At 67.5% G+C, this 12,323-nt stretch carries 11 protein-coding genes; 5 read left to right on the forward strand and 6 right to left on the reverse strand.

Annotation, left to right across the window (positions count from 1 at the left end):
* The first annotated feature begins 68 nt into the window (after positions 1 to 68).
* Complete coding sequence (locus G432_RS11375) at positions 69 to 434, forward strand: UrcA family protein (protein ID WP_015458971.1); 366 nt, start codon at positions 69 to 71, stop codon at positions 432 to 434.
* Positions 435 to 568: 134 nt separating this feature from the next.
* Here G432_RS11375 and G432_RS11380 read toward each other — a convergent pair whose 3' ends face one another.
* Both G432_RS11380 and G432_RS11385 read right to left on the reverse strand, forming a co-directional pair.
* Positions 569 to 1,321, reverse strand: coding sequence for a LytR/AlgR family response regulator transcription factor (locus G432_RS11380; RefSeq protein ID WP_015458972.1), 753 nt, complete (start codon positions 1,319 to 1,321; stop codon positions 569 to 571).
* Positions 1,311 to 2,582: a sensor histidine kinase gene (locus G432_RS11385; RefSeq protein ID WP_015458973.1), complete on the reverse strand. Its 1,272-nt coding sequence runs from the start codon at positions 2,580 to 2,582 to the stop codon at positions 1,311 to 1,313. Before G432_RS11385 ends, G432_RS11380 begins: the two co-directional genes overlap by 11 nt.
* Before the next feature lie 232 nt (positions 2,583 to 2,814).
* On the opposite strand from G432_RS11385, the gene G432_RS11390 reads away from it, so the two are divergent.
* Positions 2,815 to 3,078, forward strand: a complete 264-nt coding sequence (locus G432_RS11390) for a hypothetical protein (RefSeq protein WP_236626767.1) — start codon at positions 2,815 to 2,817, stop codon at positions 3,076 to 3,078.
* 267 nt (positions 3,079 to 3,345) lie between these two features.
* Here G432_RS11390 and G432_RS11395 read toward each other — a convergent pair whose 3' ends face one another.
* The 4 genes from G432_RS11395 to G432_RS23720 are packed head-to-tail and all read right to left on the reverse strand — an operon-like array spanning position 3,346 to position 5,907.
* A complete protein-coding gene (locus G432_RS11395) occupies positions 3,346 to 4,038 on the reverse strand; it encodes an endonuclease/exonuclease/phosphatase family protein (RefSeq protein WP_041865357.1) in 693 nt (230 codons plus the stop codon).
* A gap of 11 nt (positions 4,039 to 4,049) precedes the next feature.
* The gene (gene tldD / locus G432_RS11400) at positions 4,050 to 5,480 is read right to left on the reverse strand and encodes a metalloprotease TldD (protein ID WP_015458976.1); all 1,431 of its coding nucleotides are present in this window, start codon (positions 5,478 to 5,480) and stop codon (positions 4,050 to 4,052) included.
* Between the two features lie 43 nt (positions 5,481 to 5,523).
* The gene (locus G432_RS11405) at positions 5,524 to 5,730 is read right to left on the reverse strand and encodes a zinc-finger domain-containing protein (protein WP_015458977.1); all 207 of its coding nucleotides are present in this window, start codon (positions 5,728 to 5,730) and stop codon (positions 5,524 to 5,526) included.
* Positions 5,731 to 5,763: 33 nt separating this feature from the next.
* Positions 5,764 to 5,907: a hypothetical protein gene (locus G432_RS23720; protein ID WP_187293996.1), complete on the reverse strand. Its 144-nt coding sequence runs from the start codon at positions 5,905 to 5,907 to the stop codon at positions 5,764 to 5,766.
* A gap of 147 nt (positions 5,908 to 6,054) precedes the next feature.
* On the opposite strand from G432_RS23720, the gene G432_RS11410 reads away from it, so the two are divergent.
* The 3 genes from G432_RS11410 (at position 6,055) to polA (ending at position 12,201) form a co-directional block, all read left to right on the forward strand.
* Positions 6,055 to 6,978, forward strand: coding sequence for an ABC transporter ATP-binding protein (locus G432_RS11410; protein WP_015458978.1), 924 nt, complete (start codon positions 6,055 to 6,057; stop codon positions 6,976 to 6,978).
* Positions 6,979 to 7,026: 48 nt separating this feature from the next.
* A complete protein-coding gene (gene nadB, locus G432_RS11415) occupies positions 7,027 to 8,619 on the forward strand; it encodes an L-aspartate oxidase (RefSeq protein WP_015458979.1) in 1,593 nt (530 codons plus the stop codon).
* Between the two features lie 792 nt (positions 8,620 to 9,411).
* Positions 9,412 to 12,201 carry a DNA polymerase I gene (gene polA / locus G432_RS11420; protein ID WP_015458980.1) on the forward strand — a complete coding sequence of 930 codons (2,790 nt, stop codon included), beginning with the start codon at positions 9,412 to 9,414 and terminating at the stop codon, positions 12,199 to 12,201.
* Positions 12,202 to 12,323: the final 122 nt, after the last annotated feature.

Genomic DNA, 12,323 nt, shown 5'->3' on the forward strand with positions numbered 1-12,323 from the left:
GTTCACCGTCTCCAACAGGATCGCAAATCCGGCCGAAAGGCCCTGTATCGGTTCGAAGGAGAGTTACCATGTTCACGCGTTTCACCCGCTCCGCTCTTTTAGGCAGTCTTGGTGCCGTGGTTGCTTCCGCGACGCTGCTGGCGGCTCCCGCCTCCGCCCAGAGCGAACCCCGCACCGCCGTCGTCCGCTACGGCGATCTGGATCTGAACTCGAGCGACGGCGTCGCCGCCCTCGACAGCCGCGTCCGCCGGGCCGTCGCCAATGTCTGCGGCGTCGGTGACTCGCAGACGCTCACCGAAATCGCCCAGTCGCGCAAATGCGCCCGCACGGCGATGAACGAAGCCAATGGCCGGGTCCAGTTCGCGGTTGCCGCCGCCCGGTCCAAGCAGGGCTATGCCAGCAACGATGTTACGGTGAAGACGCCGGCCCGCTGATCAGCCCGTCACACGGAATATCGCCGGCGCAGAACTGGAAATCAGTCCCTTCCACGGCGTCTGCGATGCGCCCCCGGGGTTCCCTTGCCCCGGGGGCGCTTATTCATGGGCCCGTGCCGGCTGGAAACCGGCCCTCAGCGCCCCGTGATCGCCTTGGCGGCCTGCAGATAGGTGCGGCCGATCCGCACCTCGGTGCCGTCGGCCAGGTCGGCATGCCACACGCCCAGCCCGTCGTGGCGCAGCTTGGCGATATGATCGCGGCGGACGATGGTCGATCGGTGCAGGCGGATGAAGCGGTTGGGGTCCAGGCGCCGTTCCAGTTCGCTGATCGTCTGGTGCAGCAGGAAGCTGCGCTGGCCGATATGCAGCCGCATATAATCGCGCTCCGCCTCGATCCGGTCGATATCGGCGGCGGCGACGCGGATCATCTCCGATCGGTGCGGCACCCAGAATTCCTCGGTCCAGCCGGTCGGCTGCGGCTTTTCCGTCGGCGGCTGGCGCAGTTTCTCGTGCACGCGGGCGACGGCCTTGCTCAGGCGCTCGCCAGAGACCGGCTTCAGCAGATAATCGACCGCCGCCACGTCGAAGGCGGCGACGGCGAACTGGTCGAAGGCGGTGCAGAAGATGATCGCCGGCCGGTCCGCCTGCTTTTCCAGCGCCTGCGCCACGCCCATGCCGTCCAGCCCCGGCATGGCGATGTCGCACAGCAGCAGGTCCGGCTTCAGCGCCTCCACCAGCCGCAGCGCGGCCTCGCCGTCGCTGGCCGTGCCGACAAGGTCGATGCCGTCGGTCTGGGCGCAGAGGATCTGCAGCCGCTCGATCGCCAGCGGCTCGTCATCGACGATCAGCGTGCGGAGCGCGCGTTCGGGCGCGGTATCAGCAGCCATGGCGCGACAGCGGCAGGAACAGGGTTACGGCGAAGCCGCCGCCCGGCAGCGGCCCCCAGCGGCAGCTGCTGTCGCTGCCGAAGCGGGCGGCCAGCCGTTCGCGCACGTTGCGCAGGCCCACGCCCGTGCCGCCGTTCATCTCATTTTCCGGCATCGGGTCCCCATCATCCTCCACCGTCAGCACCAGCCCGTCCGAATCCTCGCGGGCCTTGATGCGGATCGTAACCGGACGGCGCGCACGCGAAACCCCATATTTGACGGCATTCTCGACCAGCGGCTGGAGGATGAGGCCCGGCACGCATGCGGTGCGCAGCGGATCGGGCACCTCCACCTCCACCTTCAGCCTGTCCGGGAAGCGCACCGCCTCTATGTCCAGATAGAGGCGCTGCAACCGGATCTCCTCGTAAAGCGGCACATCCTCGGTCGGGTCGCCGGTCAGGCTGGTGCGGAAGAAGGTGGAAAGGTTCATGATCATCCGCTCGGCCTCGGCCTTCTTGTCGGTCATCACCAGCGAGGAGAGGGAGTTGAGCGTGTTGAACAGGAAATGCGGGTTCACCTGATAGCGCAGCGCGCGCAACTCGGCCGATTGGGCGGCGGCGCGGAAGCTCGCCGTCTCGCGCTCCGCCCCGCGCACGGCGGCGGCATAGCAGAGCGCGAGATAGAGGGCGGCCCAGCAGGAGAAGAAGAAGAAGCCATTCGCCCCCTGATCGGCGATCACCATGATCGGCTTCTTTTCCTCGTCGGTCATGTCCTCCTCGTCGCCGCCCACCTGGATGGTCACCTGGCGGCTGGCCGACGGCGCGGGCGGCGACGGCGGGGCGGGCGGTGCCATCACGCCGCCGGGCAAGGCGGGCGGCGCGGCCGGCGCGGGCGGGGCCTCGCCCTTCTCGATGATGACCTTGGTGGTCTTGCGATCATGCTTGCTGGGGAAATGGCGGTCGAGATGCTCGAACGCGATCCAGTTGACCGTCGCATAGGTCAGCGCCGCCGGCACCGCGAGCAGCGCCGCCGCCGCGATCGCATGCTTCAGCGAACGGCCCACCACCCGCCGCAGGATCAGGTAGACGAGGAAGGTGATCCCCATGCTGATCAGGGTGACGACGGCGCGATAGCCGAGCATCACCACCTGATGATCGTAACCCAGCCCGGCACCGCGCAGCGTTATGATCGTGAAATAGAAAAGCCAGAAGCCGACGATGGAGAGCAGGGCGACGCGGTGGCTGATCTGGACCTTGGAAGACTCGTCGTGATCGTTATGCATCGTCCATCTATAACGCTCCCTGCCTTAATCGGGAGTGGCGTGTCGCCGCCGTCCGTCGAACCCGGCCCTACGTTCATCGAAAGTTCAGGTTGAACGCCCCGGTTGCACCGGCGGAACATGCCCCTGTCGCCGCGCGTTTTTGTCCAAACGAGAGGCCGGAATGCGGGCCTTCGGATCGGCCCCGATACGAGCCGGGGCCGTGCTCTCCAACACGAATGGCCGAGAGGATCGGATGATGGACGCACATGGCGGCAAGCCGAGCACGGATGACTATCCCACCACCAAGATCAGGACCGCGCACGATGCGAGCGACGACCGGCGCCTGCGCCGCGATCCATCGGACGAGGACGCCAAGCTGGATGTGGCGCTCGACGAAAGCTTCCCCACCTCCGATGCACCCTCGCTCACCCAGCCCGCCAAGGGCAAGGACCCGGCGCCCTCCTCCGGCTATGACGAGGCGGCCGAACGCAAGCGGGCGGAGAAAGCGAAAGGCTAGGCGGCGCGGAGGAACGATCGGCAGGAAGCCTGCGCTTTGCTTTCGCTTGGAGTAGAAACGGCCCGCCGACATAGCCCAAATCCGTCATTCCCGCGCAGGCGGGAGCCATAGGCCAGCGCAGCTAATCCCCAGCGCAGCTTATCCATTGTGTCGGGCGCTATCGACTCAATCGGGCCAGCCGCCTTCCATGGATGCCCTGCGCGGGAATGACGGATTTGGAATCCCCGCCCCCCGAAAGACGCTCCGCGTCAGGCCGAGGCGGACGGATCAGATGGAAAGCCGCGCCCAGATCGGCAGGTGATCGGACGCGGCCGAGGACCGGGCCGAACGGTGCACGCCGCAGTCGCGCGGCGTGAACTGCCGGTCGATCAGGATGCGGTCGAGGCTGGCGAGCGGGCGGCGGCTGTGGAAGCTGCGGCCCGTGTCCAGCGTGCGGAAGCCGCCGGCGGCGAATTCGGCAAGGCAGCCGCCGGTCTTCGCCCATTCGTTGAGGTCGCCCATCATCACCGTCGGCTGCGGCGCGCGCTCGGCAAGCTGGGCCAGGATGGAGCGCACCTGCCGCCGCCGCCACAGGCCCGAAAGATCGAGGTGCATGCCCACCACCCGGATCGGCCGGCCATGGATGCTGAGGTCCGCCCACACCGCGCCGCGCGGCTCGATCACCGGCAGGTGGATCGGCGCGTGGGCGACGATCTCCACATGGCGCTTCACCAATATCGCATTGCCGTGCCAGCCGATGCCGCCGGGGCGGATATCGTAATCGACGGGCTTGTAGCTGCTATGCTCGGCGATCATGTCCACCGGGATCGCCGAGGTGCGCGATCCGAAGCGCAGGTCCGCTTCCTGCAGCGCCACGATATCGGCGTCGATCTCGTGCAGCACGTTCAGGATGCGGGCCGGATCGCGCCGCCTGTCGGTGCCGACCGCCTTGTGGATGTTGTAGCTGGCGACGGTGATCATCGCCGGCATGGTCAGGCCGCCGTTCCGCCTACGGTGAGCCCCTCGATCAGCAGCGTCGGCTGGCCCACGCCCGCCGGCACCGATTGGCCGCCCTTGCCGCAGATGCCGATGCCCTCGTCCAGCGCCATGTCGTTGCCGATGGCGCGCACCTTGGTCAGCACGGAAGGCCCGTCGCCGATCAGGGTGGCGCCCTTGATCGGCGCGCCGATGCGGCCGTTCTCGATGCGATAGGCCTCGGTGCAGGAGAAGACGAACTTGCCCGAGGTGATGTCCACCTGCCCGCCGCCGAAGCTGGTGGCGTAGATGCCGCTCTTCACGCCGGCGATGATGCCGGCCGGGTCGTCCCTGCCGCCCAGCATGAAGGTGTTGGTCATGCGCGGCATCGGCGCATGGGCGAAGCTTTCGCGCCGGCCGTTGCCGGTGGCGGGCACGCCCATCAGCCGGGCGTTCAGCCGGTCCTGCATATAGCCGACGAGGATGCCGTCCTCGATCAGCACGTTGCGCTGGGTGGGCGTGCCCTCGTCGTCGATGGTGAGCGATCCGCGCCGCCCGGCGATCGATCCGTCGTCCACCACGGTGACGCCGGGCGCCGCCACCCGCTCGCCGATCCGGCCGGAGAAGGCGGAGCTGCCCTTGCGGTTGAAATCGCCCTCCAGCCCGTGGCCGATCGCCTCGTGCAGCAGCACGCCGGGCCAGCCGGGGCCGCACACCACCGTCATCTCGCCGGCCGGCGCCGGCACCGATTCGAGGTTGACGAGCGCCTGGGCCAGCGCCGCGTCGATCGCCCGGTTCCAGTTCGCCTCGGCGAACAGGTCGTCATAGAGATAACGGCCGCCCAGCCCGAAGAAGCCGCTCTCGCGCCGCCCGTTCTGTTCGGCCACGATCGAGACGTTGAGGCGCACGAGCGGCCGCACGTCATGCGCGACGAAGCCGTCGGGCCGGACGATCTCCACCACGCTCCACGATCCCGAAAGCGCCACCGTCACCTGCGCCACGCGCGGGTCGCGGGCGCGGGCGGCCGCGTCGATCTGCTGGCACAATGCCACCTTCTTCGCGAAGGGCACCAGGTTCAGCGGATTTTCGGTGGTGTAGAGCGCGGCGTTGGTGCGGCGCGGCGGCGCGGCCCTGGCGCCCTTGGCCGGATCGAGCAGGGTCATCGTCTCGGCCGCGCGGCGGATCGCCGCCTCGCTGATCTCGTTGGCGTGGGCGAAGGCGGTGGTCTCGCCCGAAACGCCGCGCAGGCCGAATCCCGCCTGCGTGTTGAAATCGGCGGTCTTCAGCCGGCCGTCGTCGAAGCCGAAGCTCTCGGACGCGGCATATTGCAGGTAGAGCTCCCCGTCGTCGCAACCCTTCAGCGCGTCCGCCGTCAGGCGCAGCGCGCCATCGGGGTCCAGCGCATTGTCGCGATAGAGGAAGCGGCGGGGATCGGGGAAGATGCTCATGCCCCCCGATATAGGCATGTCCCCGGCAAAGTCGAAGGGAGGATCAGTGGCCGGAGCCGGCGCCTTTATCGGCCGGGCCGCCGATCAGGATGAAGCGGCGGTCGCAATAGCCGCAATCGGCATAGCCTTTCTCGTCGATCTCGATCCACACGCGCGGATGGCCGAGCGCGGCCCCGCCGGGAATGTCGGAAGCCCCGTCGCAGGCGACGCGGGCGGTGGAGACGCGGACGGATTCGGGCGGCGGCAGCATGGATTTCCCCCTAGCGCAGCCGTGGGCCGCGGTTCAAGCGGTCTGATGCGCCGGAACGGTGGCCGCGCGGGCGGGGTGCACGGTGGTCAGCGTCGCCAGCATCGCGGCCAGCATGGCGGCGGCGGCAAGCGCGCGGCGCGATCGGCGGAGGTGGAGCTGGTGAAACATGCCGCCCATCTGCGCGCGCGCGGGTAAACATCGTGTGAAGGAACATGGTTAGCGGGATGCTCGGGAAAAGGCCGCGAAGGCTCCGGGCCCATCCGCCTGGCACCCGAATCGCCGACTCCCTTTGCGCGCCCGGCTCCGGCCGGCTAAAGCCCCGGCATGACCGAAGCCGCCATCCGCATCATCGATCTCGCCAAAACCTATGCCGGCGGCAAGCAGGCGCTGAAGGGCGTCAGCTTCGATGTGCCGCGCGGCCAGATTTTCGGCCTGCTCGGCCCCAATGGCGCGGGCAAGTCCACCCTGATCAACATCCTGTCGGGCATGGTGAACAAGACCTCGGGCACCGCCGAGATCTGGGGCTTCGATATCGATCGCGACGCGCGCAACGCCAAGGGATCGATCGGCATCGTGCCGCAGGAGATCGTGTTCGATCCCTTCTTCACTCCGCTGGAAACGCTGGAGAACCAGGCCGGCCTCTATGGCGTGCCGAAAAGCCAGCGCCGCTCGATGGAGCTGCTGCGCGCCGTCCATCTCGACGACAAGGCCAATGCCTATGCCCGCTCGCTTTCGGGCGGCATGAAGCGGCGGCTGCTGGTCGCCAAGGCGATGGTCCATTCGCCGCCCGTGCTGGTGCTGGACGAGCCGACCGCCGGCGTGGACGTGGAATTGCGCCAGCAGCTCTGGGCCTATGTGCGCGAACTCAACCGCGGCGGCGTCACCGTCGTCCTCACCACCCATTATCTCGAGGAGGCCGAGGAACTGTGCGATCGCATCGCGATCATCAACCACGGCCAGCTCATCGCCAACGAACCGACGCGCAAGCTCGTCGGCATGGCGCGGGAAAAGGTGGTCGAGGTCACAGTCGATCGCGATCTCGCGACGGTGCCGTCCTCGCCCTTCTTCGACAAGATCGAGCTGAAGGGCGAACGCACCGTCGTTATCACCTATAACAAGGATCGCCTGAACGCCGGCGGCGTGCTGGCGGCGCTGCAGGGCGAAGGCCTCGGCATCGTCGACGTTTCCACCCGCGAGGCCGATCTGGAGGACGTCTTCCTCAACCTCACCCGGGCTGTGAACGGCTGACCCCCGCAAGGCCGCCCGCGCCGCGGCGGGCGGGAAGAGAGCATTGCCTTGACCGATCAGAACCACGCTTTCGATGTCGTCATCATCGGCTCCGGCGCCGCGGGATTGACGGCCGCGCTCAACCTCGCGCCCAGCCATCGCGTGGCGGTCCTCGCCAAGGGCGCGCTTTCGGAAGGGTCGACCGCGCACGCCCAGGGCGGCATCGCCGCCGTGCTGGAACCGGGCGACACGTTCGACGCCCATGTCGAGGATACGATGATCGCCGGCGCGGGCCTCAACAACCGCGCGACCGTGGAATATGTCGTAGAGAACGCGCCCGCCGCGATCGAGCGGCTGGCGGCGCTGGGCGTGCCCTTCAACCCCGGCGAATCCGAACGCTGGCACCTGACGCGCGAGGGCGGGCACAGCCACCGCCGCATCGTCCATGTCGACGATGCGACCGGCTGGGCGGTGCAGCAGGCGCTGGAGGATGCGGCGCGCGATCATCCCAACATCACCCTCGTGCCCGATATGGTGGCGATCGATCTCGCCACCGGGCGGCACGGCCAGCGTTATTCGGGCGAAGGCCATGTCTGGGGCGTCTATGCGCTCAACCGGCGCAACGGCCGGGTGGAGCTGTTCACCGGCCGCGCGACCATCCTCGCCACCGGCGGCGCTGGCCGCGCCTATCTCTATTCCACCGCGCCCAGGGGGGCCACGGGGGACGGCATCGCCATGGCCTGGCGCGCGGGCGCGCGGGTTTCGAACATGGAATTCATGCAGTTCCACCCGACCTGCCTCTACAATCTGGAGGTCAAGAACTTCCTGATTACCGAGGCGGTGCGCGGCGAGGGCGGCCATCTGAAGATCCCGACGACCGGCCACCGCTTCATGCCCGATTTCGATCCGCGCGCCGAACTGGCGCCGCGCGATATCGTGGCGCGCGCCATCGATCATGAGATCAAGCGCCTCGGCCTCGATTATGTCCACCTCGACATCAGCCACATGCCGGCCGATTTCGTGCGCGAACATTTCCCCAACATCTATACCAAGCTGATCGGCCTCGGCATCGATATCACCACCCAGCCCATCCCGGTGGTGCCCGCGCAGCATTATACCTGCGGCGGCGTGGTGGTGGACCTCAAGGGCCGCACCGATCTGCCCGGCCTCTATGCGGCGGGGGAGGTGACGCAGTCGGGCCTGCACGGCGCCAATCGCCTCGCCTCCAACTCGCTCCTCGAATGTCTCGTCTTCGGCGAGGCGGCGGCCGGCCACATCATGCGCCACTGGGATGATCTGCCGGCCCCGCCGCCGATCCGCCCGTGGGACGAAAGCCGCGTCTCCGATTCGGACGAGGAAGTGATCGTCCAGCATAATTGGCGCGAGATCCGCCGCTTCATGTGGGATTATGTCGGCATCGTCCGCACCACCAAGCGGCTGGAGCGCGCCCACCACCGCATCCGCCTGCTCCGCCGCGAGGTGGAGGAATATTATGGCAATTTCCGCGTCACCCCCGACCTGATCGAGCTGCGCAACCTCGTCGACGTCGCCGAACTCATCATCCGCTCCGCCCTCCGCCGCAAGGAAAGCCGCGGCCTCCACTACACGCTCGACTATCCCGACACGCTGATCGACGCGCAGGACACGATTTTGGTGCCGTGATCCCGTCGGGTAGCGACGGCGGCGCGGTCTGCCGCGCTGCCGAAGCGGGCCTTTCCGGGTCGGCCCCAACCGTCATCCCGCGCAGGCGGGAATCCATTGTGTCGGGAGCTATCGGCTCAATCGAGCCAACCGCGTCCATGATTAGCTAGGCTGGCCTCCGGCTCCCACCTTCGCGGGATTGACCGGTTGTGGGGCCATCGGTCCGGAGCCAACAGCCATCGAGAGGATAGGAGTTGGGCGACACGAAGGAATCGTCACCCTGAACTCGTTTCAGGGTCCATCGTGCGACAAGCGATGTCGGCGTAAGCGAAGGATGGATGCCGAGCCAGGGATCCCGAAGGCGTGGCTGAGGCGATCCCTGCTAGGGCCGCCGACTGCCCCGGCGGAACCCACCCCCAGCCCCTCCCTTCCAGGGAGGGGAGAAAGAACGAAGGCTTCTTCCCCGGCTTCCCGGCTCGGGGGTGACGAGGCCGGAGGCGAGATGTCCGTCCGCGCGGCGTGACCCGAGCCAGCCCAGCGTCACGCTGCCCGCCCGCGCCGGTTGCGCTCGCCGCTGTCCTACAGCCCCACCGAGATGCTATGAACGGAAGCGGAAATGGCCGGAATTCGCCATTTTTGGCTCTTTCTCACGATCGATCACGGCCCCTTGCGGGGGAGGTGGAAAAACCGCTCGCAATCCTCAACTTCCTCAACTTCGCCTAAATTTTAGGCAGGATTTTCGGCCTCCCCGACGGCCTCTCCGCTGCGCGATGACGGTGGATGGCGCGGCCGGCTTGGGCTAGACGATTGGCCATGGCTTCCAACCACCTCTATCTCGTCGACGGCTCGGGCTATATCTTCCGCGCCTATCACCGGCTGCCGCCGCTCACCAATCGCCACGGCGTTCCGGCCGGCGCCGTCTACGGCTTCACGACGATGCTGTGGAAGCTGGTCAACGATCTCCACAAGGCAGATGGGCCGACCCATCTCGCCGTCATCCTCGATGCCTCGTCCCGCACGTTCCGCAACGAGATGTATGACGGCTACAAGGCGAACCGCCCGCCCCCGCCCGAGGATCTGATCCCGCAATTCCCGCTGATCCGCGTCGCGACCCGCGCTTTCTCCGTCCCCTGCATCGAGACCGAGGGGCTGGAGGCGGACGACATCATCGCCTGCTATGTCGAGGCCGCGCAGGCCGCCGGCTGGGCGACGACGATCGTCTCGTCGGACAAGGATCTGATGCAGCTCGTCCGCCCCGGCGTCGACATGCTCGATACCATGGCCAACAAGCGCATCGGCCGCGAGGAGGTGATCGAGAAATGGGGCGTGCCGCCCGAGCAGCTCGGCGACGTGCTGGCGCTGATGGGCGACAGCGTCGACAACGTTCCCGGCGTCCCCGGCATCGGGCCGAAGACGGCCGCCCAGCTCATCCAGCAATATGGCGACGTCGAAACCGTGCTCGCCTCGGTGGAGGAGATCCGCAAGCCCAAGCTCAAGCAGTCGCTGATCGATCACGCGGCCAATGCCCGGATGAGCCGCGAGCTGGTCCGCCTGAAATGCGATGCTCCGCTGCCAGAGCCGCTCGACGATCTCGCGCTCAAGGGTTTGCCGCCGGAGCCGCTGCGCGCCTTCCTCGAGGATCAGGGCTTCAAGTCGCTGCTGCTGAAGGTCGATGGCGGCGGCAATGATTATCGCCCGCCCGCCGCCGCGCTGCCGCCGGTGACGGCGCCGGCCGCCGCCCAGCCGGCCGCGCTTGAGGCGGCGGAGCAGCCCGCCTTCGATCATGCCGCCTATGAAACGGTGGTGACGGAAGAGGCGCTGGATCGCTGGATCGCCGCCGCGATCGCCGCCGGCGCGGTCGCGGTCGATACCGAGACGGACGACATCGATTGCATCCGTGCCGAGCTGGTCGGCATCAGCCTCTCGGTCGATCCGGGCAGGGCCTGCTACATCCCGATCGGCCATCGCGGCGATGGGCTGCTGAGCGAGGTGCCGCCCCAGTTGCCGCGCGCGCTGGTGCTGGAGAAGCTCCGCACCGTGCTCGAGCATCCGGGCGTGCTCAAGATCGGCCAGAATCTGAAATATGATCTGATCATGTTCCGCCGCAACGGCATCGATGTCGCGCCCTATGACGATACGATGCTGCTCAGCTACGATCTCGACGCCGGCCTGCGCGGGCATGGCATGGACGAGCTTTCGGTCGCCCATTTCGGCCACGCCCCGATCGCGTTCAAGGATGTCTGCGGCACGGGCAAGAGCCAGATCAGCTTCGACAAGGTGCAGCTCGATCGCGCCACGGCCTATGCCGCCGAGGATGCGGACGTCACGCTGCGGCTCTGGCGGAAGCTGAAGCCCCGGCTGGCGCGGGAGGAGGCGACGCGCGTCTATGAGCTGGTCGATCGGCCGCTGGTGCCGGTCGTGGCCGAAATGGAGATGGCCGGCATCCGCGTCGACCGCGAGGAGCTGGCCCGGCTTTCCGGCGAATTCGCCACTCGCATCGCCGTGCTGGAGGGCGAGATCCACGCGCTTGCCGGCGGCCCCTTCACCATCGGCAGCCCCAAGCAGCTGGGCGAGGTGCTGTTCGACCGGCTGGGCCTGAAGGGCGGGCGCAAGGGCAAGTCCGGCGTCTATTCGACCGACGTGAACGAGATGGAGCGGCTGGCCGAGGACGGCGTGGAAATCGCCACCAAGGTGCTCGACTGGCGGCAGCTTTCGAAGCTGAAGTCCACCTATACCGATGCGCTGCAGGCGCAGATCAATCCCGCGTCCGGCCGGGTCCATACCAGCTTCAGCCTGGCGGTGGCGCAGACGGGGCGGCTGTCCTCCACCGATCCCAACCTCCAGAACATCCCGATCCGCACCGATATCGGCCGCCGCATCCGCGACGCCTTCGTGGCGGACAAGGGCTATGTGCTGCTGTCGGCCGATTATTCGCAGATCGAGCTGCGGCTCGCCGCGCACATGGCGGACGTGCCCCAGCTCAAGGCCGCCTTCGCCGACGGGCAGGACATCCACGCGCTCACCGCGCAGGAACTGTTCGGCGAGGTCAACCGCGATACGCGCGGCCGGGCCAAGACGATCAACTTCTCGATCCTCTACGGCATCTCCGCCTTCGGCCTCGCCGGCCGGCTGGGCGTCGACCGGGCGGAGGCGCAGGCGATGATCAACCGCTATTTCGATCGCTTCCCCGGCATCCGCGACTATATCGCCGAAACGCTCACCGCCGTGCGCGACAAGGGCTATGTGACCACGCTCTTCGGCCGCAAGACGCATCTGCCGGGCATCCGTTCGGCCAAGCAGGGCGAGCGGCAGGCGGCCGAGCGGCAGGCGATCAACGCGCCGATCCAGGGCACCAGCGCCGACATCATCAAGCGGGCGATGGCGCGCATGGGGCCGGCGCTCAACGCGGCGGGGCTGGAACAGGTGCGCATGCTGCTGCAGGTGCATGACGAACTGGTGTTCGAGCTGCCGCCCGAGGATGTCGAGGCCGCGAGCGCGGTCATCCGCGCGGTGATGGCGGGCGCGGCGGAGCCGGCGGTGAGGCTCAGCGTGCCCCTGGGCGTGGAGATCGGCACCGGCCAAAGCTGGGGGGCGGCGCATTGATCGCCCTTGCTTTTCCTGCCCTTCCGATCAGATTGATCGAAGAAATGCCGCGCGAAAAAGCGGGCATCGCCTGCCACCTTTTCCTATCTTGATCGTTAGAGACGCGAATCGATAAACTCAGC

This window comes from Sphingomonas sp. MM-1, from assembly GCF_000347675.2.
Taxonomy (GTDB): Bacteria; Pseudomonadota; Alphaproteobacteria; order Sphingomonadales; family Sphingomonadaceae; genus Sphingomonas_E; species Sphingomonas_E fennica.

What these genes read in the sequence shown, in the direction of transcription:
- G432_RS11390 (WP_236626767.1), top strand. Translation starts at nt 2,815, where the DNA reads ATGATGGACGCACATGGCGGCAAGCCGAGCACGGATGACTATCCCACC.
- polA (WP_015458980.1), top strand. Translation starts at nt 9,412, where the DNA reads ATGGCTTCCAACCACCTCTATCTCGTCGACGGCTCGGGCTATATCTTC.
- G432_RS11410 (WP_015458978.1), top strand. Translation starts at nt 6,055, where the DNA reads ATGACCGAAGCCGCCATCCGCATCATCGATCTCGCCAAAACCTATGCC.
- G432_RS11405 (WP_015458977.1), bottom strand. Translation starts at nt 5,730, where the DNA reads ATGCTGCCGCCGCCCGAATCCGTCCGCGTCTCCACCGCCCGCGTCGCC.
- G432_RS23720 (WP_187293996.1), bottom strand. Translation starts at nt 5,907, where the DNA reads ATGGGCGGCATGTTTCACCAGCTCCACCTCCGCCGATCGCGCCGCGCG.
- tldD (WP_015458976.1), bottom strand. Translation starts at nt 5,480, where the DNA reads ATGAGCATCTTCCCCGATCCCCGCCGCTTCCTCTATCGCGACAATGCG.
- G432_RS11380 (WP_015458972.1), bottom strand. Translation starts at nt 1,321, where the DNA reads ATGGCTGCTGATACCGCGCCCGAACGCGCGCTCCGCACGCTGATCGTC.
- G432_RS11385 (WP_015458973.1), bottom strand. Translation starts at nt 2,582, where the DNA reads ATGCATAACGATCACGACGAGTCTTCCAAGGTCCAGATCAGCCACCGC.
- G432_RS11375 (WP_015458971.1), top strand. Translation starts at nt 69, where the DNA reads ATGTTCACGCGTTTCACCCGCTCCGCTCTTTTAGGCAGTCTTGGTGCC.
- G432_RS11395 (WP_041865357.1), bottom strand. Translation starts at nt 4,038, where the DNA reads ATGATCACCGTCGCCAGCTACAACATCCACAAGGCGGTCGGCACCGAC.